Raw genomic sequence first — 25,514 nt, forward strand, 5'->3', positions numbered from 1 at the left:
CGAATTCCCGGCCAACGCAAGGCGAGTGCTTTCTCCGTTTGAGCTTTAGGTAGGACCCGTGTTTTTGGCCGTCTTTCCCGTATCGCTCGTGAATCGTTAACGGTTGAGTCAGGCGCCGATTAGTTCCAGTGCATCAGGGCGTAAGTGCCCCTGAGCAATCTCCTCACGCAGCAGGGCTTCAGTAAATTCGCCGTCTTCGAGTGCTTCGCGCACCAATCCAAAAAAGAAGGCTTCCTGGCTTGGGTCGGGGTGAGCGGCGTAGGTGCCGGCAAATGTATAATCGCCAAACAAGGCACGGCGACCACGCCGCAACCAGTGTCTGGGGGGAAATAACTGGAACGTGTCTGCGGGGCGATAGTCGACCTTGAGACCTGTTTTCCAGGGTTGTGTTTTGCGTTTGGTATTGTGCAGCAGTTTAGTGTCTTCAGTCAGATGATCGAAATCGTTCCATTGATTTTCGAGTGGGTTAACTGTTGCGGGGTTTTCCAGTTTAAGCGATATCCATTCCATGTAATCCCGTTTTGCTGGCTCGAACATATCCGCAAAGTTGCTTTCAAACTGCCAATGCTGGAGTTTGGCGCAATCAAGCAGCATCACACTAGAGGCGTAAGCACCTTTGCGACCCTTGCGCCCAGATTTTGGGCGACACAGGATCGACGCGCCTGCCATGTCACGGCTCAGTAACTCCCAAATATCCCCAACGGCGAAAATATCTGGATCCATGATCACTGCGCGGCCTTTGTAGTTCATCAGTTGGGGTGGGGCGAAGCGCAGCGGGGTAAAGGATTGTAGGTCGTCATTCAGCCACGGGCGCAATTCACCGTCTCGGCGGTAGAACTGTCCTTCACGCTCCAGCATGCAGGGGTAGCTCTTTAACTCGATGAATTTCACATCGAATTTATCCGTGTGAGCAGAACGTTTGCGCAGCGAATAACGACTGACCAGTGCGCCTAGCATCTGCTTGTGGTTTGTGTGAATAAAAACGGTTGGTTTCAAACTGTTTCTTCTCGCGCATAATGTGTGGGATAGTTTAACGCTACTGCGACCTTCTACAAACGTCTGGCTTTGGCAATTTTTGGAGCGACGCTCTGGCGTGGCCGTTACCGACAATCGATGTAATAAGGAAACTGGGTGGGCGAGGGTCAATTAACAGTCTGGTGTCTGCTGGGGAAGAAAGCCGGCGATAATACGCAGGTGCGCGCTCTGGCTGCGGAATTGGACTTGGACAGCGTAGAGAAGTCTATAGCGGCCAGGCCCTGGGAACTGTTGAGTCATCTCGGCACTGGGGCGACGCTTGTGGGGATCGATCGCCGCCAATCCAGTGATTTGCAGGCTCCCTGGCCGGATATTGTGATCAGCGCCGGGCGTCGCAATGAGCCTGTAGCACAGTGGATAAGGCAGCAATCTGGTGGACTCACTCGTCTGGTCCATATTGGCCGCCCCTGGGCGTCTCTGTCGAGTTGGGATCTGATCGTGACGACCCCACAGTACTTTTTGCCACAGCAGGACAACATCCTGCACAACACTCTGCCATTGCACCGTGTGTCGCTGGAAGGCCTCAGAAGTGCCGAAAATCAGTTGCGCCCGCAGTTGGCGGCCCTCCCGCGTCCTTGGTTGGCAGTGCTTGTAGGGGGTGACAGTGGCCGCTTTGTGATGACCGGTGAGAAGGGTCGGCGGCTGGGCTCACTGGCTGCGGATCTTGCTACTGCTGCAGGCGGCTCTGTGTTGTTGACCGACAGTGCACGCACACCGCGTGCGGCCGGAGATGCTTTGCAGGCGCAATTGACCGCCCCGAATCTTTGCTACCGTTGGGGCAGTGGGGATGACAACCCTTATCGAGGACTGTTGGCGCTGGCAGATGCTTTTGTGGTCACTGGCGAGTCCATGTCCATGCTGGGCGAAGCCGTCGATACGGGCCGGCCGCTTTACATATTTGATGTGGGCGACGGCGCGGCGCATTGGTGGACGCTGCCGCACAGCTATCGCTACAAACCGCTCAGTCACCGCGTTGCAATGCGTTTCGGGCCCGCCCGTATGCGGCGCGATATTGGTAATATTCAGAATACTTTGGTGCGCGATGGTGGGGCACGATGGCTAGAGCCCAGTATGATCCACGCTGCTGCAGATAGCTTGAGGGCGACTATCGCGTCGCCTTCTGCTCCTTCGCAGGGGTCCGGATCAGTTGCACACAATGAACTGAAGCGCGCAGCGCAGACGGTCAGGCAGCTTGTGATAACGCGCTGAGCGGATGCAGCGGTGCCGAGGGTAAATCGGGGGTATTGGCCAGAACTTCCAAGGCGTCGTGGCGCACATGGTTCTGTGCCATCTCAGCGCGCAAGAAGTCCTCGCTAATCTTGCCCTCTTGTATGCACTCCTTAAGCAGACCAAAGAAGAAAGCTTCCTGGTTGCGATCGGGGTGCTGCTTATAGTTACCTAAAAAAGCGTACTCGCCAAACAGTTTGCGGCGCGCGCGCATGATCCAGGCTGCAGGGGGGAACAGGCGAAAGCGTTCCGCGGGACGCCAGTCGGTAGGCAGGCCAGTCTTCCATGGTTGAGTCTTGCGCCGCGTGGTGTGGAGCAATTTGGTGTCCAGTGAGAACTTGTCGAAATCGTTCCACTGGGTCTCGAAAAAACCGATTGAGGCTTGATCCTCTTCCTTCAGACATATCCAAGGCTGGTAATCCTGGGTGAAATCGAACATGGCTTCAAAGCTTTTATGGGCATCCCAATGAGGGAGTTTAGCGCAATCAAGCAGCATAACGCTGCTGGCCATGCATTTATCGATCAGACCCTTGGGGCCGGATCGCATGCGGCACATGATGGCATTGTCCTCCATGTTCCGACTAAGTAGCGCCCAAATATCGGCAGTGGCGAAGATGTCGGGGTCGATGACCACAGCGCGGCCCTCGTAATTCATCAGCTTTGGCGGCATGAACCGTGTTGGCGTAAAAGACTGCAAATCGTCATTCAGCCAGGTACGCTTGACGCCGTCACGAAGGTACTCTTGACCCTCCCTAGCAGCGAAAAAGGGGTAGTCGCGGCTGTCCATAATCTGCACATCGAACTTGTCGTTGTTGAGGGAGTAGCGACGCAGGGCGTGTTTGGCGACGATGGCACCGGTAATTTGCTTATGGTTGGTTTGAATAAATACGGAGGCTTTCATGGGGTTGCCAAGGCTGTCAGAGGTCACTTTAATGAGCCTAAAACTATAAAGGAATACGTCTTAATTTGCTATTTCGAGGAACTGTTTTGAACGTGAATAGTACGCGCTACGCTGGATGTCAGTCCGTTATTACTTAAAAATCCCGCGGCGGTAAAGACCCCAAAAAAATCCCCATAGGTGGATGAGTGGCGCACGCCTGACTGCATCGGGGATGAGGATTTCCTCCCCCGAGTGACGCTCGAGCTTCCAGGCTATGTAGTCCAATCCGCCCTCGAAAGTGAACAGCGCTTTGATCAGCCGCACGATAGATAGGAGCTTACCTTGGCCCCGTCGCAGCGCCCATGCCAGCGTCGCAAGTCGGCGCTTGATGGTGCCAATCTGGCTGCGATAATGCAGTTCCTCGTCCTGCGTGTGCAAGGAGAAGGAAAACCCGAGGTCGCTTGCGTGATGCCGCGTCAGGGCTCCATAGAAGTCTAGGGACGTGCTTGCTAACTCCTGGGCCCGCCCGCCGCGCTCTGTACGCAGTTCTGTCGCATAGCTTAGGCTTAGCGATTGCTCCCACAAGGTCAGAAGGCTGCCCTGAGCGGGTAGAGCTGGCAGAGCCTTTTGCAGCAGGGTATGCGCTGCCTGCGTGAGGGCTGTTTCTATCTGACCTCGTACTGATTGGTCACGGGCATATAAGATGCGGGTGGGCTGCGCGAAACGGCCCCAGATATAGGACTCGAACCAGGCTGGTGAGCAACCTGTTTGGAAATCCTGCAAGGAAATGACGGTGACTTTGCTGCGCAGGGTCTTGCCCTCATTGCCATCGTCTACCGGCTTTTGCTCGGCATAGAAGACATTGGGAGGTAACAGCCAGTTAGCAGCCGCTAGTAGAGGGCGGCGATAGGCTGCGCGATAGTTATCGCAGATCAGATACAGGTCCAGCAGCCCGTCATAGATATCGCCGCTGCGTAGGCAGGAGCCATACACTAACGTGCTGCAGATAGTACCGTGATGGCGGGCATCAAGTTGTGCCAACAGCGCCGCTAGCGTCGGGTCCGATACTGCATCGGGGCCGGCGACCTTGGGGTGGGTACTCACAGGCGCAAAAATGCCAGAGGTTCGCTGGCGCTTATCGTCGCAGCTTGGGCAACCTGCAGTAGTTCTCCGTCCAGATTGATTTTACCTTCCATTTTAAGCGTTACTCTATTGGTGTTGTGACTATGGTAGCCCGATGCCGGCATCGCATTGCGACTGTGACGACCGCGCACAATAGAGAAGAAGGTGCGGGCAAAGCGAGTACAGCCTTGCTCCATGAGCGTCAGGCGAATGGCGCCAGGCTCTGTGCTCCAGAACGGGCGCATACCGAAAGCCAGACGCTGCAGAGTGCTCACGGCGAGGATTAGGGTGCTGTATTGGGTCGGATCACTGTCTTCAAGTGACAGTGTGATGTCGACCTGCTGATTGAACTCTGGGTCGTCACGTACGACCCCCCACACAGTGCGCAGTGTGCCCAGCGCGAGGCTAAAATCATCGCGCAGGCCCCGCGAGTGGATTTCTTTGTGGGCGTATTCCGTGCCATGAATGACTGCCCCACCACCGAGAAACATTCCATAGCGCTCGGGTTGGTCGGTGTCTATGACCACCCGCAGCATTGCCCGTTGCGCGATTTTATTAGCAGTTTCACGGTTGCCTTCACTCCACCGGCAGAAGTCCGTGACCGCCTTATTAAGTGAGCCACGCAGGCCTACATCCCCAGCACTCATGTTGGCTGTGCCGCCCGGCAGTAGGGCGATTAGAGGTGGGGTGACGAAGGGTTTTGATTCTAAAAGCGCACCAAGAATGGCCGCCACTGTCCCATCGCCGCCATTGATTGCCAGTACCCGGACATTGAGGTCGGCAAGTTCCTGCAGCACAGGCCTGATATCAGCCGTACAGTGCGTAATACGGTGGTGAATGCTTGGATACCCCTCGATACGTGAGCGGATGCCTTCGAATTGGTCGCGGTTGTGGCCGCTGCTGGGGTTGCTGATCAGACCTATCGGACCTGCCATCGGTCTCACAATAGGGATTCCCTCATAGTGACGGACTTGAGGTTGATTTCGGTGGCGCCAATGCGCGGTGCCTGACCGCGTATTTGCAGTGGCAAGCCAGTAGCGCGGTCGAAGAACAAAATAATCTCTCCATTCAGTCCAAGCAGCCTGAAGTCATTTTTTTTCTCGAGTATCGTGTCCGGCTTAGCGTGTATGGCCACGGCCAGTGTTTCACGCGTGCCAGCGGCACGGTCTTCCCCCGTGATGTCGTAGTCAACGGTGATCGGGATGCCATTGCCACTGGTGAGATGTACTCGATAGAAGTTCAAATCGGTGTGGACCAGCACATCCAGAGATTTCCCTGGCCCTTGCGCCTGCAACTGTTGTGCAAGCAGCAGCAGCATGTAGGGCGTTGTCACCATGATTTCATTTGCCGAAGCAGGATAGACAAGCTCCGTGCGCGACGTTGCTGGCCAATCCTGGGGTAGGGTATCGTCATTAGTCACCGGCTCGCGACGTTCACGGACTATAAAATCGGCCTCATACTCGTAGGATTTCACCCGTTCTTGCTTGCCTTGGCTAAGGCGCGAGCGGGTGAGTGCCCGGCCCGTGGCTGGCTCAAAATTCACCCGCACTCGCTCTGAATTACTCACTACAGAGCTCTCGACGTACAATTCCCAGCGCTCCGGATCATCAGCGACGGGAAGAACTTCGATGCGTGATCGCGCTGTGGCCCAAAACGCTGTTTGCTCGAACTCCACTACACGCCACTCAGGTAGCTGCGGGGCTTCGATGATAGAGGCCTGGCTAACGCTGGTTAGCGCCATGAACACGTTGATGAAGATAATTCTAGCTAGCTTAGTCATATTGAATAACCATCGTGACGAAAAAAGTGACCTTGGGCCAGAGCCGCTCTGGGAGCGTTAACTCCCCGGGCGGTTGGTGAGAGGCTTGCTCGCGACGTTTAGTCAACGCGGTGAGAGCTTCAGCTGAAGGCCATGTGTTTAGCTAATCCCCATTAAAATCAATTGCTTGTGGCGATCTGCGAAAGCCGTTAAAAATACCACACATCCTTGAGAATGGCATGATCATCCTATAACCTTCGCTTCGCGATCTGTCCGCGATCAGGAGAAATTTACATGCATATGATTATCAAGCGACTGATCAAATGGTTGGTACGGGCAATTTCGGTATTTTTACCAGAAGCTAAGGCGCACGAGTTACAGCGCTGGCGTCGAGGTAGAGAGGAATTCTGGAAGTACAACCACTGTCAGTACATCTTTGCCTCTTACGGTAAGAGCGGCCGCACGTGGGTGCGGGTAATGATCTCGCGCTACTACCAGTTGGTGTACAAGTTGCCCGACAACATTCTAATGGGCTTTGATAATTTTACCCGGCTCAACGGGGATATCCCTAAAATCTTCTTTACCCATGATAACTACCTGCGCGGCTACACGGGTAATGTCGATTCGAAACAAGATTTTTATAGCAAGAAGACGGTGCTGCTAGTGCGCAACCCCATCGATGTCGCAGTGTCACAGTTTTTTCAGTGGAAGTACCGCATGCGGCCGGAGAAGAAGGCCATGAATCACTATCCCGCACATGAGGCGGATATTTCGGTTTACGATTTTGTGAAGGACGACAATCAGGGCCTCTCGCACATCATTGAATTTCTTAACAATTGGGCTAGGGAGCTACCAAAAATTCAGCATTTGCTGGTGGTACGGTATGAAGACTTGCGCTCACATCCTGAACAGGAAATGGCGAAAATTGTCACATTTCTGGGGCTTGAAGCTACTACAGACTATCTCCGGGATACGGCGGAGTTTGCTTCGGTGGAGAATCTGCGCAAGAAAGAACAGGAAAATTATTTCTGGCGCAGTGGCAGTCGCGTGCAGGCCAAGGACGTCAATGATCCCAATACGTTCAAGGTACGAAAAGCCAAGGTCGGCGGTTACCGCGATTATTTTGATGACGATCAAGTGGCGGAGTTGGATGCTATGGTAGATTCGTTCCTTCTTCCGGCGTTCGGTTATACCAGCACAGAGGTCGCGGAGGCATAGTGACGAATAACTGCGTCTTTATTCACACCAATGAGCGGCAATGGCTGGGTGCTTTGGTGGCTGAATATTCCTTTCGGCGAAATTCAGCCCATGCGGACAAGTTTGACGTTAAGTTTATTCATACTCGTGACTACCCCTATCTCAGTGCCAAGGAAGGCCATACCTTCCTGCGCGGTGGTAATGAGCGTGTTTGGCACATGGACGATTTGCAATCTTTTACGCCGCTGCGCTTTTTGCCGCCTAAGTTAATGAATTGGCAGGGACGTGCGGTGCTGACCGATCCAGATATCTTTGCAGTGGGTGATATCTACGAACTGTTGCAAAAGGATATGAAGGGCGCCGCTGTTATGGGCCGTCGTCGCTCAGGAAGCCAAGAGAAAGCATCCCAGGTGGCCACCAGCGTGATGTTGATGGACTGTTCACGTCTGCGGCATTGGGATGCCGAATTGGAGTTCGATCAGCTGTTCCGCTCGGAAATAGACTATAAGAAGTGGATGGTGCTCGCCTACGACGACCCCGCCAATATCGGCTACCTGGAAGACTGCTGGAACGACTTTGACCATCTCGACGCCAACACGCGCTTACTGCACAATACGAAGCGCAAAACACAGCCATGGAAAACAGGTTTACCTGTGGATTACACGCCCGCTGAAAAATTCAAGGGTAACCCGCTACTGGCCTCTGCCAACAGCTTGCGGATAAAGATGTTTGGTCAATATGGCCTGCTGGGTCGTTACAAAAAACATCCGGACCTGCGCCAACAGCAGTTTTTTTTCGGCCTGCTGAAAGAGTGTCTGCATTCAGGACATGTCAGCGAAGATCTTGTGCGAGACGAAATCAGTAAAAATCATGTGCGCCATGACGCTTTTGAAGTGTTGGACCGCACTCCCAATCTAGAGGGAATGGCCGCGTGAACTACCTAAACATTGAGAAACTGCGCAGTCTAACTCGAGAAGAATTCTTGGCCGTTAATCCCTATCCGTATTTCAATAGCGAAGGCGTTCTGACTGAATCAGGCTTCCAGGATCTGTTGGAGAATATGCCGCCACAGCAGATGTTCGAACAGAAATTTGGTTATGAACGTCGGGCTGGACAGGCACCACATGACCGGTACTCACTAGAATATACGCCGGATATGCCCGTGCCTAAACCGTGGAAGGAATTCATCGATGAGCTTTGCTCCGATGCCTACCGTAAAGAAATCGAGCGTTTGTTAGGTGCGAAAAAAGCAGAGTTTCGCTTTCATTGGCACTATACCCCCAGTGGTGCGGATGTTTCCCCGCATTGTGATGCCAAGCGCGAACACGGTTCGCATCTGTTTTATTTTAATTCCACTGACGATTGGGACGCTGCATGGGGCGGCTCCACGCTGGTATTAGACGATGGCGGTCGACTAGATTATAACTCGGCCCCTGATATTAAAGAGTTCGATCACGTTATCGAATGCGACTGCCTCGGGAACTACAGCTCTCTTATACTGCGTGGGGATCATGCCTGGCACGCGGTGAATCCGATCGAATGTCCTGAAGATCGTCTGCGTAGAGTTTTCATTATTGTGGTCAATCCGGACAATCTATTCTGGAAGTTACGTGATCGGCTCATAGGTAAAAAAATTCAGCGTTTTTGACCCCTATATTGACGGCCATTTACTCAAATGGGCCTCCTGGTGCGCTCTGCAGTCAATTAGCTGATAAACTGCATAATCAAAAGCAACTACTGGCGAGTCAATTCGACCATGATCATCGATCGATATTTTAGCGAGCCTAATGGCAATGTTTGCTTTACGCGCGAGCAAGGCAGTAATTTTGCCAAGCAAATGGCCGATGATTTTAATCCTCTGCACGATATTGATGCTAAACGATTTTGCATCCCCGGCGATCTGTTGTTTTCTATTATTCTAGCGAAGTACGGGATCAGCCAGCATATGGAATTCGTCTTTTCCGGTATGGTTGTCGCAGGCGTGCAACTCCTTATGCCCGAGCCCGCGCAAGAAATGCACATCAATGATGAGGAGGGGAGGGAGTATCTGCGGGTGAAGCGCGCGGGGAATATATCTCATGACGAATCTTTGCTTCAGAATCTGACGCAGAGTTATGTGCAATTTTCTGGCCAAACCTTCCCGCATATTCTGGTGCCACTTCTCGCTGAGCAAAATGTAATGATTCGCCCTGATCGTCCGCTGGTCATTTATGAGAGTATGTCTATCGACCTTGACAGACTTGACGTCGAGAAGCCGTTACTTCGTGGCGACTACAACAAACTTGAGGTCAACGGAAAGCGCGGTAGTGTTGAGCTGGCGTTTCATCTTGAGGATGATGGAGAAGTTGTTGGACGCGGGAAGAAGCATATGTTGCTGATGGGCCTGCGTGAGTATGACGAGGACGCCATCGCAGGCGCCATTAGTTCCTATAACGACAGTAAGCTATCTTTTTCGACATAATAATTATATCCCGCAACGCAGACCACGCGACCGCAGTGTTGTCCCCCTGCGGTCATCAGAACGCTACTCCGCAATTTTCTGGCTGTGGACTCTATCCAGTTGCGCGCGTATCTGCATAGCCCACGAAGTGAAAACTCGGCGCACTTGCGCTGCATTGGTGATGCTATTGTTTAGGCCCCACAGGGAGGATCCGGACCGAGTGTCTTTTGCCAGAGCGAGCACTTCGCCGGTTTCAGAGTCGCTGAACGTAACCTCGACACTGATCTTGCCGGCGCCCTCTGTCACAATTTTATTGCGCCCTGCAGGCCGTGAGCGATTATCGTCCTTCGGCGCTGTGGGTGCGATGCGGGTCAACTTGGCTGATATCAGCAGCACATCGTCACCGGCCGCCGTGACAAGCGGGTAAGTTTTTTGCAAAGCAAGTTGCTTTGACATCGCCTCCTGAAAGTCTTTTTGTAGCCTTAGTTTGTCGGCGTCGGTAAGTTCCCAGTTGGGGGTTCTAGTGGTCCTGTAGCTGGTGGTTGGCTGGATGATCTCCACATTATCCACGCCCAGAGGTGCCAGCAGAATGGCAGTGTATTTGTTGAAATCAGCACTGGGATCCATGTAGGCCAGTTTGGCGCGGGAGTGGTCAACGCGAACGAGGTTGCCCTGAATGACCTCCGCGTTTTCGCCGGTTTGGATCTGGGGTGTATTTTGACAAGCGACCAGCAACAGAAACGCCAGCGCACTGCCAACCATTGAATAGTTCATGATAATTGCCCTCATGCATTGTTTAAAAAAAGCTGCGTCAGGTTCTACGCAGTTCCGGGGGTATTCACGAATACCGTTTTTCGTTATTCACTTTGCATGCGATCTTGGCCAATTTGCTATTTCCAGCCCCGCTTGTTCTCAGCCATTTCACGGTTTTTGGCCTCGAAGGCAGCGCGCAGTTGCATTAACTTTTTGGGGTTCCGATTGGACGTATCATAGGATTCCCGCGTGTCGCCCGCCAGATCAAAAAGCCATTCTTTCTTTGGAATGGCAACACCTATCGGTGCCTGATCGGTACCATAGAGAACGCCTGCAGGGCCACGGTACTTAAAGTGCTGGTCGCGCACCGCGAACAAAGTCTCACCATCATAGTAGTAAAGATAGTCGTGCGGAGACGGTCCACCATGAGTCAAAATGCTAAGAATACTGCGGCCATCGAGGATTCGATCCGAAGGCGAAGGTAGCTGTAATAGGTCCAGTACCGTTGGTAGTAGATCAATGCCCATTGCCATTGCATGTTCAGTCCTGTCTGGCGTGATGCCCGCTGGCCAGTGGGCGATGAAGGGCACCCGCATACCACCTTCGAAGGTGTTGCCCTTGCGACCACGCTGATCGCCTGCGTCACCTAGAAACCAGGGGCCATTGTCTGAGGTGATGATGATCAGTGTATTGTTCAGATTTCCAGTGCGCTCCAGTGCCGCAACAATTGATCCAACGCTGTCGTCTATTTCCTCCAGCACGTCACCGTAAAGACCGGCCCTGGAAGTGCCGCTGCGCTCGGGTCTAGTGGAGAGTGGAGCGTGAGGGAAATTGTGGGCGAAATAGAGGAAGAAGGGCTCCTCAGCATGTTGCTGGATGAAATTGGTAGCCGCTTGAGTGTAGCGCTCGGTTAGGAAGCGCTGGTCTACCGGTGCTTCGGCGGCGATGTTGCGGTTGGCATAGAGGGCAAAGGGCTGCATGTCGTTGCTGTATAAAGCGCCAAAGTAACTGTCAAATCCCATGTCGTTGGGTAGTGATGGACTGCGATCTCCAAGGTGCCATTTGCCGACCATACCGGTGGCGTAGCCTGCCGCGCTCAGTAACTCGGCTAGGGTGATTTCCTCCGCCGGCAGGCGCACATTGGCCTTGGGAGTTAGCATCGTGTTGAACAAAAATTTCTCGGCGCCTCCGGTTGGAAAGACCACATTGGGCAGTCCCGCTCGCGCTGCCAGTCGCCCAGTGAGATACCCTGCGCGTGACGGAGTGCACACCGGTGCAGGGGAATAAAAGTCTGTTAGCACAACGCCGTCGGCGGCCAATGCGTTGATATTGGGGGTCGCGATCATCAGGCTATTTTCGGCACCTGCGCCAACATCGCCGTAGCCCATGTCATCATAAAGGATAAAGACAATATTGGGAGCGGTTCGATCAGTTTTATCGTGTTGGCTGATTTGGGTCAGATAATCGTGTTTGTTGTTAAGCCTGGTCTGATTCTCGGATTGCCCGCTGCCGGCCAGACGATATCCCATAAAAAGGACGATCAGCACAATCAGCAATAACAGGGTGCTGACGGCTGCTGTGACTCTGTTCCAAAAAAAAGTGAAAATTTTCATCTTGGTTCAGTTTCCATCAATGTAGCGGCCCAATTGCACTGGAAATTGGCGTATCAGGCAGAGATACTGTCATATTAGTCCGACCCACTCAAATTCTTCTGTTGCATAACAATGCGGCGAAACTGGTCTTGGAGACCACATTATGAAAAACCTGCAGGGAAAGGGCATTTTGGTTTGCGGCGGTGCTACCGGTATTGGCGCAGCCACTGTTCGCCGTTTATGCGAAGAAGGCGCACGCGTCGGCGTTGGTGATTTCAATATGACTGCGGCCGAGGGTTTGGTCGAAGAATTGAATGCTGCCGGCTTCGACGCCATGGCTTGGTACTTTGACCAGTCCGATGAGGCAACGATTACTACCCTGGTCGATTCAGCGGTTGAACACTTCGGTCGGCTGGATGGCTTGTTCGCCAACGTAGCAGATTTACAATCGGTGCTGGTGGATGGGGATATCCTTAGCAATGACAGCGCTTTATGGGAACGCACCCTACGGGTGAATGTGATCGGTACCGCAATGTTGGTGCGCGCGGCTCTCCCTCACATGTTGGAGCAGGGCAGCGGTTGCGTGGTGCTAACGTCCTCCGATGCAGCGGTGATTGGCGAAGCTGAGCGACCGGCTTATGCTGCGTCTAAGGCGGGCGTTAATTCGTTGTGTCGCCACATTGCCTCCAAGTGGGGTCAAAAAGGTATTCGATGCAACGTGATATCACCAGGCTTTGTGTTGACCGAGCAGTTGGACGCGAACATGAGTCAGGCGATGAAAGATTCGATGCGAAAGGGTGTGCGCAGTCAGCGCCATGGCGCGCCGCAGGACATTGCCGGCGCAGTAGCCTTCTTGTTGTCTGATGACGGCGAATGGGTCAACGGCCAGACCTGGCGGGTCAATGGCGGGATAAGCTACGCCAATTAATTGATCCGTTAGTATCATTCATTTGTCACCCGAAGGAGTTTTTACATGATTACTGAAAATAGTGTCTCGACTGAAATCGTGATCAATGCGCCAGCAGCGATGGTGTGGGATATCATTTTAGATTTTGCGAACTACGGTTTGTGGAACACATTTTGTCCCAGCATGAAGGGCGAAGCGGTACTTGGCTCACCGCTTGAAATGGAGGTGAATTTGGGTAACGGGTTACAGTCGCAGGTGGAGTATGTGACAAAAATTGAGCCCATCCACACTATTGTATGGTCCATGGAGAATAAGCCCGGTGATCCAATTCATGCGGACCGCGTCCAGCGCATAACCCCTATTGATGAATTCAGCTGTCACTATTGGAGTAGTGATGAATTCAGTGGTGAGTTTTCAGGGCCGATGATTGAACAGATGGGTCAGCAGGTGGAAAAGGGTTTCAATGATTGCGCTGCGGGCCTTAAGGCGCGTGCCGAGTCACTGTATCGAGCGTAAGGATAATTATCCGTCGCGGAGTCCGGTATCCATTAATTATTATGAGAGAGGGTAGTGCAGCGTGGAAAAGAGTATTTATTTTTTGCAAAAGCCCGCGACGGTCTCAATCGAGACGTTTCGGGATAGCCTGCTCAATAAGCTGGTACCGCATCTGCAGTCATTGGGGGCGTCACAGCTGACCATCAATATTGCCGATCTCAACCCGAGCATACAAGAGCAGGCTCCGAGTCGCCTGATAGGGCCCTGGCAGAGACTGTCAGCTGCGGTGTCATTTTGGCACGATTGTCTGGATCAGCGTGCACCTCTTGAGGCGAGTCTGGCAGATATCAGCGACACCATCATCGGCTATCTAGTCACGGAATCTGTGCCGCAGGTTTTCGATCCGGTGTGGGAGGGAGGGCAACGTCGGCCGGGTGTGACTCAGTTTGGCGCCAACGGTAAGCCGCAAGACGTGTCTGATGAGGCGTTCTATCACAATTGGCAGGTTCTGCATTCCACCTCCTCATTTGATCTACATCCTCTTCGCTGGTCTTATGTGCGAAACGCTGTGGCGAGGCCGTTGACAGCAGACGCGCCTGCATACCGCGCTATCGTGTGTGAGCATTTTCGCGAACTGTCTGACTTTACGGATGATGAGCGCTACTTCGGATCGCAGGAAGCCGTAGTAGCCATGCTGAAAGAACTCCCCGGATTCTGTGATTTCAATAATATGGTCTCTCTGGCGACCAGCGAGTATTATTTTCGATAGGGAGAAAGCAGGGCACTGTTGCTAACTCGCGCGACTGACGGCCTCATATTTGACGCCGCACAAAGCGGGCACAAAATGTTGGTCTGCGCCTTGCCCAGCAGATCCTTGCAAATGGCTCAGGCTATGATTGCTGGTCTCCCGTGATTGACCGAGTGGTCGCTTTGTGACGCATCGGGTGCGCTGCTCGCGAATTTTTTGCTAGATAAAGTCGGCAATGATTATTGCATGATGTGCACACTGGTATACAGTATTGCCAAGGGGTTAGATTGTGCTCAATGAGAGGCTTGGTGTCTCCTCGAAAGCGCAATAATTACGGTCTATGGGAGGCGTTCAATGATTAAGGTTATCCCGTCTGGCCAGGCCTGTGGCGCTGCCGTCACCGGGCTGGATCTTTCCAAGCGTCTCGATGTCGGCACATTGCGGACAGTCCGGTCGGCCTGGTTAGAACATCATATCCTCGCCTTCCCTGACCAGACCTTGACGAATGCCGATCTAGAGAGGATTGTCCAAAGCTTGGGGGTTTTTGGCAGTGAGCCCTATTTTGAGCCAATGGCGGGGAGTGAGCATGTGGTGGCATTGACCCGAAAGGCGGACGAAAAAGCGCCTTTATTTGCCGAGAACTGGCACTCCGACTGGAGTTTCATGGAGCAGCCGCCAATTGGTACCTGCTTATACAGCGTTGTCATTCCGCCAATCGGCGGAGACACGGGGTTTATCAATCAGCAAAAGGCTTTGGCAGAAATGCCCCCAGCATTGCGCGCAAAAATTGAGGGACGCATAGCACTGCATTCAGCAGCGGGAGCCTATGCTCCCGATGGTATGTACGGCGAGAAGGATAGGGCCGCAGGGCGCAGTATGGCTATTCGTTACTCTGAGGATGCCAGGGACGTGCGCGGCCATCCCTTTATCTTGCAACACCCGGAAAGCGGCCGTGAGACGTTGCTGGGTTGCCTTGGCTACATTGTAGGCGTGGAAGGCATGACAGACGACGACGCGTTTTCCTTGCTGTTGGAGTTGCATCAATGGCAAACGCGGGAAGAGTTCCAGTACAGCCATAAATGGCAGGAAAATATGTTTGTGATCTGGGACAATCGAAGCCTACTGCATAAGGCCAACGGCGGTTACGATGGCTACGATCGCTTGCTGCACAGGATCACGGTGGCATCAGACCCGCAAAAGTACCTCCATGCGACTGCGGCCTAAACACCCGTCTGATTGCAATTGAGTGACTGCGACAACAAGATTTGCCATACTCAATTTTTAATGTTTGACTGGGCACATCAACATCCCCCACCTTATAGGAAGCATACGTTATGACGTTTAAAGCAATTACAGCATTGTCCGTCGCCTTAGTGGTCGCTTTGGCCGGCTGCGCTAGTACGACCCCCGGAACCGGCTCGAGTCGCAATCAGGTTATTTCTGTGCAATACGGCACTGTCGAGAACGTACAGCAGGTGGCGATGGCGCCTAGTTATGGTGCAAGCTCTCTCATTGGCGGCGCGCTTGGGTTACTGGCAACGGGCGGGCGCTCAAACCTGACGAAGGTTGCGGGTACTGCGGCTGGCGCGGGACTGGGTGCCCTTGTTGCAAACGAAACCGCCGGAACTGCGGAGCGCTTCACTGTGCGTCTAGTGAATAACAGTACGATTGATATTGTGTTGGAAAATCAGGATGTTCGGGTAGGAGACTGCGTTTCTGTGGAGCAGGGCACGCATGCCAATCTCAGGCGCGTCTCTTCAGTATTGTGTTCAACTCCTGCGTCGCACCCCGCTTACAGTTCGATGAACGCAGAAACCATGCGTGAGTCGTCTGATTGTGTGGCGGCCAAGCAAGAGCTACTCAAGGCCGCCACGACGGAGCAGACTGATATCGCTTACAAGAAAATGCGTGCGCTCTGCGAAAGTTAATATCGCCAGGAAGATGCCTTGCCGTCTTCTTGATCTGGTTATAGTAGAAACACAGGAACCTCACCATGCATTGATGGGGTTCCTGTAGTTGCAAAATTTCATTATTAGTGAGTGCTAGATCCACATCATGGAAAAAATCACTCATGTTATTGTTAATCCCCTTAAGTCGCTAAACCTTCTTTCCAGAGAAGATGTCGACGGGCTTACGAGTAGCGGCGGTGATTTGTTGGCATTGTTTCGACACTGTGCCCTGGCAATTCTGAACACCGACAGTGTGAAGGATGATGCCGAAGAACTTCTGACCGACTACGCCGACTTTGATGTTCGCCTGATCCCGCAGCCGCGTGGTCTTAGGTTAGAGCTGTTTAATGCGCCGCCTCAGTCGTTTGTCGATGGCAAAATGATCCGTGGTATCCAAGAGCATTTGTTTTCCGCACTGCGTGATATTGTGTATACCGATTTTAAAATAACGGCGGTCCAGCCCAAGCTGCTCAGTTCTGCTCAGATTACCGACACGGTATTTCGTATCCTGCGCAATGCCCGCGTCGTGCGACCTGACCAGTCACCCCAAATAGTGGTGTGTTGGGGCGGGCACTCTATTCCTCGTCAAGAGTATGACTATGCTAAACACATAGGCTATCAACTAGGCCTGCGTGGGCTGGATATTGTGACCGGTTGTGGTATTGGCGCAATGAAAGGGCCGATGAAGGGCGCTGCGGTAGGGCATGCCAAGCAGCATATCAAGAGCGGCCGTTACATCGGGATCAGCGAACCGGGCATCATCGCTTCTGAATCACCTAACGCTATCGTCAATGAGTTGGTGATCATGCCAGATATTGAGAAACGCCTGGAAGCTTTTGTCCGGCTTGCACACTCTATTATTGTGTTTCCCGGAGGAGTAGGAACCGTTGAAGAGGTTCTCTACCTGCTTAGCATCCTAATGCACCCAGACAACAATCAAGCCATTCCACTGGTATTCGCCGGGCCAGAATCCTGCCGCGAGTACTTTGAGGAACTGGAGCGATTTCTGGTCGATTGCCTGGGCGAGGACGTGCGTCGCCACTATCGTGTTATCGTGGGCGGCGCGGAAGACGTTGGCCGCGCTATCCGTTCGGCCAACGATGACGTACATGCAAAACGTCGCGCCACGCAGCAGGCATACTATTTCAACTGGGAATTGGTGATCTCGCCCGATCTGCAGGAGCCCTTTGTTCCTACACACGACGCGATGGCGGCACTGCAGCTTGATGCCCACTTGCCCAAGCATGAATTAGCCAGTGCGCTGCGTCGTGCATTTTCGGGCCTGGTGGCTGGCAACGTGAAGGCATTCGGCATTGAACAGGTGCGTCTGCACGGTCCCTACCAGCTGTCGGGTGACAAGAAATTTCTATCCAGCATGGATCGACTGTTGCAGATGTTGGTGAGGCAGAAACGAATGAAGTTGGATCAGGAGAAATATCAGCCTTGCTATCAACTGGTGGAATGATCGCTCACTGCGGGTCGGCGCCAGTATTTCCACAGGCCAATCATTGAAGCACCTATCCAGAAAATTTCAATCACCAAACTGGCAAGATTAAAGTTGAAGCACAGACTAAAAAAGAGAAAGATACCGCCCACCAGATTTATCACATTGTAGCTAAGGCTTTTAGGATCAATCCGCTCGAGCTGCAATAAATAGTAGGCCAGTACCACCATGAATGCGCCCAACATGCCGATAGCGTCAATAATATGGTTTTGCATAGCCAATAGTCCAATGTGGGCCGGTAGAGACTGAGCCTATCACACAATAATTAGTTCAGTCGCGATGGTGGGTATATTCAGAAGGTTATTCACTTGAAGTTCACGTTTCAGTCGATGAGAAATTCTTGCACGAACGAATAGAACACTACGATGTCGTTATTCTCGGCGCTGGCGCGGCGGGATTATTCTGTGCTGCGGTCGCTGGCGCGCGCGGCCGTCGCGTTTTGGTGTTGGAAAAAGCCAATAAGGTGGGTAAAAAGATCCTTATGTCCGGCGGTGGCCGCTGCAACTTCACTAATCGCGTTGTGGAGCCGGAGCACTTTGTTTCTGGCAATCCACACTTTTGTAAGTCGGCTCTGAGCCGCTATACGCAATGGGACTTTATTGCCTTGGTTGAGCGCTACGGTATTGACTACGAAGAGCGCGCACACGGACAGCTGTTTTGTCAGAATTCGGCTCAGGATATTCTCACGATGCTATTGCAGGAATGCGATAAAGCAGGGGTGACGGTCTCCTCTCGGTGTGGGGTCAAGTCCATTGAGGCCGCGGGTGATTCAACCGGTCGTTTTTCTGTGTCTTTTGATCAGGGGCCAGATACAGAAAAATCTAATCGCTCCGCCGTTTGCCAATCGCTGGTGGTGGCCACCGGAGCACTTTCCATACCCACGCTGGGCGGCAGTGGTATCGGTTATGACATCGCCGCGCAGTTTTCATTGCCATTGACCGAGCGCCGCGCCGGACTGGTGCCGCTGATGTTCAGTGACGACATGAAGTCAATCTGTGAGCGATTGTCTGGCGTGGCGTTGGAAGTGGATGTCCACTGTAACGGCCAGTCCTTTACTGAAAATTTGTTATTCACCCATCGGGGTGTCAGTGGCCCGGTGATACTGCAAATTTCCAATTACTGGTACCCTGGCAACACAGTCTCGATCAACCTACTACCCAGCCTCGATATCAGCCAGTGGTTGCTGCAGTCAAAGCGCGATCAGGGCCATAGCTTGCTGCGTAGTCTGTTGGCGCAAAAATTGCCAAAAGCGCTAGTGGCGGAGCTACAAACGCTCTGGTGGTCAAATGATGCAGAGCGGAAGCTGGCGGACTACAGTGACAGAAGGCTGAGCGAGCTTGCCGCGCTATTGGGTAGTTGGATATTGAAACCCTCAGGCACAGAAGGTTACCGTACGGCAGAGGTTACTCTGGGGGGCGTGGATACGGTGGGCATGAGTTCCCGGACCATGGAGGCCGGGGGTCATGATGGCCTATTCTTTATCGGAGAGGTATTAGATGTGAGTGGCCATTTAGGGGGATACAACTTTCAATGGGCCTGGTCTTCTGGTTTTTGTGCAGGACAGTATGTTTAGCGGTCAATAATGTATTTGAGATGATGATATTACCGCTTAAGTCGCGGCCGTAGAGATCGGCCTCGGCACGCAGCGGCGACTTGTTTTCAGTCACCGATATGCGAGAGACTCATTGTATTTTAGTCGCTGATATTCAACCAAAACTTAATGAAGTAAACCTGCTGCTATGCTCAGACTAAATGAAATTAAACTCTCGCTCGATCATGGCGCTGATGATCTGACGGCGGCTATCGCCGAGCGATTGGGCATCAGTGAGAAAGATGTCTGCAGTTTTAGCGTTTTCAAACGCAGTTATGACGCGCGTAAAAAAGCCAACATCTTGTTAATTTACCAATTAGATGTCGAGCTGCGCTCTGCACAAGAGCACAAGCTGTTAGAGCAGTTTAAAAATGACTCTCGTGTTAGCCAGAGTCCGGACACGCATTATCGTTTCGTCGCGCAGGCTGATCCGCATTTTCCGCAGGCCGAGCAGCAGCGGCCTATCATTGTTGGCTTTGGCCCCTGTGGGATTTTGACCGCTCTGCTGCTTGCCCAGATGGGCCTCAAGCCGATTGTGCTGGAGCGGGGGCGCGAAGTGCGTCAGCGCACGAAGGATACCTGGGCAATGTGGCGCAAACGTGAGCTCAATACCGAATCTAATGTCCAGTTTGGTGAGGGCGGCGCCGGCACATTTTCAGACGGCAAGCTTTATAGTCAGGTTAAAGACCGCCGTCATTTAGGCCGCAAAGTGCTGTCCGAATTTGTGAAGGCTGGCGCACCGAATGAAATTTTGTTTGTGAGCAAGCCACATATCGGCACCTTCAAGTTGGTAACAATGGTGGAAAAGATGCGTGCAGAAATCATTCGCTTGGGAGGCGAGGTGCGTTTTGGAGTGAAAGTGGAATCACTGTTGCGCGAACAAGACAGTGACGGCGCTGGCCAAGTTACCGGGCTGACCACTGGCAGTGGTGAAACGCTATTGAGTAGACACATTGTACTAGCAATAGGACATAGCGCTCGTGACACGTTTCAAATGTTGTTGGACCAAGGGGTGTACATAGAATCCAAGCCGTTTTCCATAGGCTTTCGTATTGAGCATCCGCAGTCGATAATTGATCAGGCACGTTTTGGTGAATACGCGGGCAATGCGATATTGGGGGCAGCAGATTACAAGCTGGTACATCATTGTGATAATGGCCGCACCGTATACAGCTTTTGCATGTGCCCAGGCGGTACCGTTGTTGCAGCGACCTCGGAAGAGGGTCGTGTAGTGACTAATGGAATGTCACAGTATTCACGCAACGAGCGCAATGCCAATTCAGCGATTGTCGTCGGCATAAACCCAGATGAAGATTACCCGGGCAATATTTTTGCGGGTATTGACCTACAGCGCGAACTGGAATCGCTCGCCTATAAAATGGGCGGTGAGAATTATAATGCGCCGGCACAGCTGGTCGGTGACTTTCTTCAGGGTCGGCCATCGCAAGCGTTAGGTGGCGTGGTGCCATCTTATCAGCCGGGAGTCACATTGACTGACTTGTCCGAGGCATTACCAGGATTTGCGATTGCCGCCATTCGTGAGGCAATTCCGGCGTTTGACAGACAAATAAAAGGCTTTGCGATGTCAGATGCGGTACTGACCGGCATCGAAACCCGAAGTTCATCTCCTATCTGTATTAGGCGTGGCGAGGACTGCCAGAGTATAAATACTCGTGGTCTATACCCGGCCGGGGAGGGCGCCGGTTATGCGGGCGGCATATTGTCAGCGGCTATAGATGGCATCAAGGTTGCTGAGGCAATGGCGCTGGATATGCTGCAATAGATGTCTGAAAAATCGGCCCACAAAAGTCGGCCTGGCTCATCTATTGATACAGGCCGCAGATCGGTCCGCGCTACCATTGGAACGATTCTATCTGCTGTGGTGATCAGCGTTTCAGGCCGGCAGTGCTAAAGCCTGAACCGTCACTGGTTGTAATTTTGCAGCGTGCTCGTCTTTGCTGGTAGATCGCTCCGCGTGAATCCATACGCCACCATCCGGATCCTTGATGATGTCACCGACGCCGCCAGGAATATGGATTCCGATTTCAGTGGGCTGCTCAGCAAACAAAGCCGCAGCGGGAAGATCCATACCCTCCAATGTATCCATCACCTTATCAGCGTCAAAATCGAAGTGGGCGGTAACGTCGCGGGTGGCGCCCGTGTGAGGAGCAAAGGCCTGATCCAGTTCTAGCAACTGAGTGACGCGGTGCTTTAATCTCGCCGCTTCCACGTTATTATCCATGTGATCTTCAATCCACTGTAATGCTACGCGCTGCACGCATTGATAGGTGCGCTCGGGATACGTAAATGAGGTAACAAATAGCTCCTCACGAAATTCATACACTCCCATCTTGTCAGCAGCATTGAGGCCGGGAATTTCTTCGCTAAATTCGGCACACAAGGCGTGCAGCATTGAACGCATCATCCCCGCCACCGGCACGGCCTCACTCAAAGCAAGATAGCGCAGTGTGAGTGGCATCATGTAACCACGACTCATTAACAAATGCGCGGTGATCAGGAAGTAGCCTTCCAGACCCTCTTCAATAGGGAAGCTCATGCACCCCACGACGTACTCCCCCTTGGCCTTGCCGTAACCCGCGACCGGCAGAGTTTCTATCTGATATTCCTCACGCTTGCCGTAGAATTCGGTGCCGGGCAGCAGGGTGTACCCGAAAATATTAATGGTGGGAAAGACTGCAAAGAGCCGATCGAGATTGGTCTCAAAGCTGGCCAGATTGTCACCGATCAACCCCCAGATCAGTTCACAGGCAATCGGTACGCGGGCTTTCGCCATCTCGCGCGCAATGGGCTCGTATTTGTTGGCGTCCATATTGGTACGGTGGCATAACTCCAGCGCCAGCGGTGTTAATGTTTGCAACGCTAGATGGTAATGCGGGAGTAAGTTATTTTCATGCAGCAACAACACAATTTCCTGTGATCGTGGGCCGTGTTTTTTGGACCAGGAGGTCGCAAAGGTATGAGGGAGGCCGGTACGTTGCTTTATCTCGCACAAGGCCTTTGCCTTCTCTACATCCTCGCGTAATGCGCCAAAATTGGAATCGGTCAGCCAGATGTTCTTGATGCCGGCATCGACAATGAAATTCCAGTCGTGCCGTATCCGGTCCACAGAAAAGGACAACATTTTGGTGCCAATAGCGCCGGTTCCCCATTCGCAAAAGGCGCACTTGTAGGGGCAGCCACGACTGGTTTCGTAGGCGATGCAGTCATACGGATTACCTTCATCGTCCAGTAAGCTGATGACGTCAAGGGCTGACGGCAACAGATTGAGATTGCGAAAACGTGGCCGCTCCGGGGTCATCACCAATTCGCCCTTTTGAACAAAAGCCAGGCCGGCAACGTCAGGCCACTGCTCAGGACCCGACGCATCCAGGAAATCGGTAAAGGTTGCTTCACCCTCGCCCATGACGACAATGTCCACCGCCTCTGAAAACAGATAGTCACTGGCTTTTTGCACGTGAGGGCCGCCGACAACAATCAATATTTCAGGACACAGGTCTTTGACTTCTCGCATCAGATCGAGAAACTCTGCAGCGTTCCACGTATACACGGAAAATCCGATTACCGGCTGCATACCCTGAGCTGCGGCTGCTTGCGCGCGAGGGAGCTCCTCTTTCTGCCATTGTTCGAGCCACTGAGAAATACGCTCGGGATGATTAACAAAATGCACCAGCTGGATGTCCGTCTGAGCGGTGTTTTTGCCAAACTCATGATAATAAGCCTTGAGGCCGCCCGTGGTCATGGGGGCCGCGGGGAACGTGTCTGAATCCAAAGATAAAAGCCAGATGGGACGCTGCATGGTAACAAATCCGCAAGATTGGGAAGGAGACATTATCCTCAACAATCCCGCGAATGTCAGCGAATTTCTCTCATAATACCGTTTACAGGCCTATTGAGTGTGTCAGGACAGGCGCCCCTTAAACGCCTCATAGCCAAACTCACGCACAATTTCAAGTGCGTCAGTTGCGGAATTCCATAGTGCAATGGCGGGCAACTTGGTGCCGTTAAAGGTGCTGGTTTTGACCATCGTGTAGTGGGACATATCGCCGAACATGAGGCGCTGCCCGACCTGCAGTGGTTCGGAAAAGCTGTAGTCGCCCATGACATCGCCGGCTAGGCACGTCAGGCCGCCCAGGCGGTAAGTATGTTCGCGTTCTTGCGGCTCCGATGCGCCTAGAATATCCGCGCGGTAAGGCATTTCCAGCAGGTCCGGCATATGACAGGTTGCAGAGGTATCGACAATGGCCTGATCCAGTTGGTTCCAGCTTAGGTCCAGCACTTCAGTGACCAAGACCCCGGTGCCAATAGCAACCGCCTCACCAGGCTCAAGATAAACCTGCACGTCATATCGGCTCGAGAATTCACGGATACAGGCGGTCAGCTCGTCCCTCTGGTAGCCCGGCAGCGTGATGTGATGCCCACCACCAAAGTTGACCCATTGCAGGTCGGCCAGCAGGTGCCCGAATTGTTCTTCTACCGCCCGCAGTGTTCGCTGCAGCGGAGGAAAATCCTGCTCGCACAGCGTATGGAAATGCAGGCCACTGATGTGCTCAAGTTCATTGGCATCCAATTCCGATAACGGAATACCCAGTCGAGAACCTGGAGCACAGGGGTCGTAGATTGGAACGTCCCCTTCGGAGTGTTGAGGATTGATGCGCAGGCCAAATTGTAGTCCCGGCCGGCGGGTTCTGGCCTCCAATGCGAGTGGCCGAAAGCGGTGCCACTGCGCGCAGCTGTTAAACACCACATGATCAGCGATAGCGAGAATTTCTTTTAGGTCGTCTTCGGTATAGGCAGCGCTAAAGACATGAACTTCGCCTGCGTAATATTCTCGCCCTAGGCGAGCCTCATGTAGGCCGCTGGCACAGGTGCCACTGAGATAGCTGGATACGAGCGGCGCCAGACGCCACATAGAAAAAGCTTTCAATGCGGATAACACCTTTGCTCCGCTGTCTTCTGCCAACTGTGCGAGAATTTTCAAGTTGCGTTCTACGGCGACTTCATCAACCACGAAGCAGGGTGATGGCAGCCTATTGAGATCCAGTTTTTCAAAGTTCGTGAATTGCAAGGCTCTCTCCGTTACGCTAGTTCTCGACGATGTCCAGTTGGAAATTTGGATCCAGCTCCACCACCTTCCACGGCAGTCCATAGCGATTCATGTCGTCCATAAACGGATCGGGATCGCACTGCTCTATATTCCAGACGCCGGGTTCGCGCCACTTACCTTCCAGTATCATTTTGGCGCCAATGACTGCGGGGACTCCAGTAGTGTAGGAGATAGCCTGTGACTGAACCTCCTCATAGCAGCGTTGATGGTCACTGATATTGTAGATATACATGACCTTTTCTTTGCCTTCTTTGACTCCGCGTACGATACAGCCGATGCATGTTTTGCCTTTGGTGCGTGCCCCCAAAGTAGAGGGCTCGGGCAGTAGGTGCGCCAAAAATTGGATGGGTACTATGGATTGACCTTGGTATTCCACAGGCGCAATGCTAGTCATACCGACATTTTCTAGCACTTGCAGGTGTTTCAGGTAGTTGTCGGAAAAGCTCATCCAGAACTGGGCGCGCTTCAGGCTGGGGAAGTGCTTGCTGAGTGACTCCAGTTCCTCGTGATACATCCGATAAATATTGAATGTGCCAACGTCATCTGGACAGCTATAACGCGCTTTTTTTGACATGGCTGTGGTCGTTATAAACTCCCCGTTTTCCCAGTGGCGACATTGCGCAGACACTTCGCGAATATTAATCTCAGGATTAAAGTTAGTGGCAAAGGGATGGCCGTGGTCGCCGCCGTTGACATCGATGATATCGAGTTCATGAATTTCATCGAAGTAGTGCTTGGCGATATAGGCGGTAAAGACATTGGTCGCGCCGGGGTCGAACCCGCTGCCTAATAAGGCGGTCAATCCTGCGTCCACAAAACGTTGCTGATAATCCCACTGCCATCGATACTCAAATTGGGCCGTATCGATCGGCTCGTAGTTGGCCGTATCCAGGTAGTGGACTCCGGCTTCAAGGCAGGCGTCCATAATGGTCAGGTCCTGATAGGGTAGCGCCACGTTGATGACCAGTTCTGGTTTTTCTTGCCGTAGCAGGTTGACCAATGCGGGCACATTGTCTGCATCCACCTGTGCTGTGCGGATGGGCCGACTCAGCTGGGCGGCAATCGTCTTGCATTTCGACTCGGTGCGACTGGCTAAAACGATTTCGGTAAACACCTCACTCAACTGCGCGCATTTGTGCGCCACTACGCCGCCAACACCACCCGCCCCGATGATCATCACTTTAGACATT

General features: G+C 52.8%; 24 protein-coding genes. 13 read left to right on the forward strand and 11 right to left on the reverse strand.

What is annotated here, in order from left to right:
* Positions 1-108: 108 nt before the first annotated feature.
* Positions 109-996 carry a hypothetical protein gene (locus ABXT62_RS01425; RefSeq protein ID WP_415356769.1) on the reverse strand — a complete coding sequence of 296 codons (888 nt, stop codon included), beginning with the start codon at positions 994-996 and terminating at the stop codon, positions 109-111.
* Positions 997-1,131: 135 nt separating this feature from the next.
* On the opposite strand from ABXT62_RS01425, the gene ABXT62_RS01430 reads away from it, so the two are divergent.
* A complete protein-coding gene (locus ABXT62_RS01430) occupies positions 1,132-2,244 on the forward strand; it encodes a mitochondrial fission ELM1 family protein (RefSeq protein WP_415356770.1) in 1,113 nt (370 codons plus the stop codon).
* On the opposite strand, the gene ABXT62_RS01435 is transcribed toward ABXT62_RS01430, so the two are convergent.
* The 4 genes from ABXT62_RS01435 to ABXT62_RS01450 all read right to left on the reverse strand — a co-directional run bounded on the left by ABXT62_RS01435 (position 2,219) and on the right by ABXT62_RS01450 (position 6,044).
* Positions 2,219-3,190: a hypothetical protein gene (locus tag ABXT62_RS01435; RefSeq protein WP_415356771.1), complete on the reverse strand. Its 972-nt coding sequence runs from the start codon at positions 3,188-3,190 to the stop codon at positions 2,219-2,221. The two genes, ABXT62_RS01430 and ABXT62_RS01435, sit on opposite strands and share 26 nt — an antisense overlap.
* Before the next feature lie 102 nt (positions 3,191-3,292).
* The gene (locus tag ABXT62_RS01440; protein ID WP_415356772.1) at positions 3,293-4,246 is read right to left on the reverse strand and encodes a hypothetical protein; all 954 of its coding nucleotides are present in this window, start codon (positions 4,244-4,246) and stop codon (positions 3,293-3,295) included.
* Complete coding sequence (locus tag ABXT62_RS01445) at positions 4,243-5,199, reverse strand: diacylglycerol/lipid kinase family protein (RefSeq protein WP_415358245.1); 957 nt, start codon at positions 5,197-5,199, stop codon at positions 4,243-4,245. The genes ABXT62_RS01440 and ABXT62_RS01445 overlap by 4 nt, the downstream gene beginning before the upstream one ends.
* Before the next feature lie 5 nt (positions 5,200-5,204).
* Positions 5,205-6,044, reverse strand: coding sequence for a hypothetical protein (locus ABXT62_RS01450; RefSeq protein WP_415356773.1), 840 nt, complete (start codon positions 6,042-6,044; stop codon positions 5,205-5,207).
* 273 nt (positions 6,045-6,317) lie between these two features.
* Between ABXT62_RS01450 and ABXT62_RS01455 the strand changes: the two genes are divergently transcribed.
* From ABXT62_RS01455 to ABXT62_RS01470, 4 genes are all read left to right on the forward strand, one after another.
* Positions 6,318-7,241, forward strand: coding sequence for a sulfotransferase domain-containing protein (locus ABXT62_RS01455; protein ID WP_415356774.1), 924 nt, complete (start codon positions 6,318-6,320; stop codon positions 7,239-7,241).
* Positions 7,241-8,155 (forward strand): hypothetical protein, encoded by a 915-nt coding sequence (locus tag ABXT62_RS01460; RefSeq protein WP_415356775.1) that lies wholly within the window; start codon positions 7,241-7,243, stop codon positions 8,153-8,155. The genes ABXT62_RS01455 and ABXT62_RS01460 overlap by 1 nt, the downstream gene beginning before the upstream one ends.
* On the forward strand, positions 8,152-8,868 hold the full coding sequence (locus ABXT62_RS01465; protein WP_415356776.1) for a hypothetical protein: 717 nt from the start codon (positions 8,152-8,154) through the stop codon (positions 8,866-8,868). Before ABXT62_RS01460 ends, ABXT62_RS01465 begins: the two co-directional genes overlap by 4 nt.
* 108 nt (positions 8,869-8,976) lie before the next feature.
* Positions 8,977-9,681, forward strand: coding sequence for a DUF3581 family protein (locus tag ABXT62_RS01470; protein WP_415356777.1), 705 nt, complete (start codon positions 8,977-8,979; stop codon positions 9,679-9,681).
* 63 nt (positions 9,682-9,744) lie between these two features.
* On the opposite strand, the gene ABXT62_RS01475 is transcribed toward ABXT62_RS01470, so the two are convergent.
* Both ABXT62_RS01475 and ABXT62_RS01480 read right to left on the reverse strand, forming a co-directional pair.
* The gene (locus ABXT62_RS01475) at positions 9,745-10,434 is read right to left on the reverse strand and encodes a DUF3313 family protein (protein ID WP_415356778.1); all 690 of its coding nucleotides are present in this window, start codon (positions 10,432-10,434) and stop codon (positions 9,745-9,747) included.
* A gap of 116 nt (positions 10,435-10,550) precedes the next feature.
* The gene (locus tag ABXT62_RS01480) at positions 10,551-12,026 is read right to left on the reverse strand and encodes a sulfatase (protein ID WP_415356779.1); all 1,476 of its coding nucleotides are present in this window, start codon (positions 12,024-12,026) and stop codon (positions 10,551-10,553) included.
* Positions 12,027-12,168: 142 nt separating this feature from the next.
* Here ABXT62_RS01480 and ABXT62_RS01485 point away from each other — a divergent pair, with 142 nt between their 5' ends.
* The 6 genes from ABXT62_RS01485 to ppnN all read left to right on the forward strand — a co-directional run bounded on the left by ABXT62_RS01485 (position 12,169) and on the right by ppnN (position 17,569).
* Positions 12,169-12,933: an SDR family NAD(P)-dependent oxidoreductase gene (locus ABXT62_RS01485; RefSeq protein ID WP_415356780.1), complete on the forward strand. Its 765-nt coding sequence runs from the start codon at positions 12,169-12,171 to the stop codon at positions 12,931-12,933.
* Positions 12,934-12,978: 45 nt separating this feature from the next.
* The gene (locus ABXT62_RS01490) at positions 12,979-13,428 is read left to right on the forward strand and encodes an SRPBCC domain-containing protein (protein WP_415356781.1); all 450 of its coding nucleotides are present in this window, start codon (positions 12,979-12,981) and stop codon (positions 13,426-13,428) included.
* A gap of 61 nt (positions 13,429-13,489) precedes the next feature.
* Positions 13,490-14,176: a hypothetical protein gene (locus ABXT62_RS01495; protein WP_415356782.1), complete on the forward strand. Its 687-nt coding sequence runs from the start codon at positions 13,490-13,492 to the stop codon at positions 14,174-14,176.
* A 333-nt stretch (positions 14,177-14,509) separates the two neighbouring features.
* Positions 14,510-15,379 (forward strand): TauD/TfdA dioxygenase family protein, encoded by an 870-nt coding sequence (locus tag ABXT62_RS01500; protein WP_415356783.1) that lies wholly within the window; start codon positions 14,510-14,512, stop codon positions 15,377-15,379.
* Between the two features lie 110 nt (positions 15,380-15,489).
* Entirely contained in the window at positions 15,490-16,083 is a 594-nt protein-coding gene (locus ABXT62_RS01505; protein WP_415356784.1) for a hypothetical protein, read from the forward strand.
* A gap of 127 nt (positions 16,084-16,210) precedes the next feature.
* The gene (gene ppnN / locus ABXT62_RS01510) at positions 16,211-17,569 is read left to right on the forward strand and encodes a nucleotide 5'-monophosphate nucleosidase PpnN (RefSeq protein WP_415356785.1); all 1,359 of its coding nucleotides are present in this window, start codon (positions 16,211-16,213) and stop codon (positions 17,567-17,569) included.
* Here ppnN and ABXT62_RS01515 read toward each other — a convergent pair.
* Complete coding sequence (locus ABXT62_RS01515) at positions 17,554-17,823, reverse strand: CBU_0592 family membrane protein (RefSeq protein WP_415356786.1); 270 nt, start codon at positions 17,821-17,823, stop codon at positions 17,554-17,556. The genes ppnN and ABXT62_RS01515 overlap by 16 nt on opposite strands.
* Positions 17,824-17,948: 125 nt before the next feature.
* Here ABXT62_RS01515 and ABXT62_RS01520 point away from each other — a divergent pair, with 125 nt between their 5' ends.
* Both ABXT62_RS01520 and ABXT62_RS01525 read left to right on the forward strand, forming a co-directional pair.
* Positions 17,949-19,181 carry an NAD(P)/FAD-dependent oxidoreductase gene (locus tag ABXT62_RS01520; RefSeq protein WP_415356787.1) on the forward strand — a complete coding sequence of 411 codons (1,233 nt, stop codon included), beginning with the start codon at positions 17,949-17,951 and terminating at the stop codon, positions 19,179-19,181.
* 166 nt (positions 19,182-19,347) lie between these two features.
* Positions 19,348-20,982 (forward strand): NAD(P)/FAD-dependent oxidoreductase, encoded by a 1,635-nt coding sequence (locus ABXT62_RS01525; RefSeq protein ID WP_415356788.1) that lies wholly within the window; start codon positions 19,348-19,350, stop codon positions 20,980-20,982.
* A 111-nt stretch (positions 20,983-21,093) separates the two neighbouring features.
* On the opposite strand, the gene ABXT62_RS01530 is transcribed toward ABXT62_RS01525, so the two are convergent.
* From ABXT62_RS01530 to ABXT62_RS01540, 3 genes are all read right to left on the reverse strand, one after another.
* Positions 21,094-23,016 (reverse strand): B12-binding domain-containing radical SAM protein, encoded by a 1,923-nt coding sequence (locus tag ABXT62_RS01530; protein WP_415356789.1) that lies wholly within the window; start codon positions 23,014-23,016, stop codon positions 21,094-21,096.
* A 102-nt stretch (positions 23,017-23,118) separates the two neighbouring features.
* Complete coding sequence (gene nspC / locus ABXT62_RS01535; RefSeq protein WP_415356790.1) at positions 23,119-24,285, reverse strand: carboxynorspermidine decarboxylase; 1,167 nt, start codon at positions 24,283-24,285, stop codon at positions 23,119-23,121.
* 16 nt (positions 24,286-24,301) lie between these two features.
* Positions 24,302-25,513 (reverse strand): saccharopine dehydrogenase family protein, encoded by a 1,212-nt coding sequence (locus ABXT62_RS01540; protein WP_415356791.1) that lies wholly within the window; start codon positions 25,511-25,513, stop codon positions 24,302-24,304.
* Position 25,514 lies beyond the last annotated feature (1 nt).

Source organism: Halioglobus sp. Uisw_031, assembly GCF_047729875.1.
Classification (GTDB): Bacteria; Pseudomonadota; Gammaproteobacteria; order Pseudomonadales; family Halieaceae; genus Marimicrobium.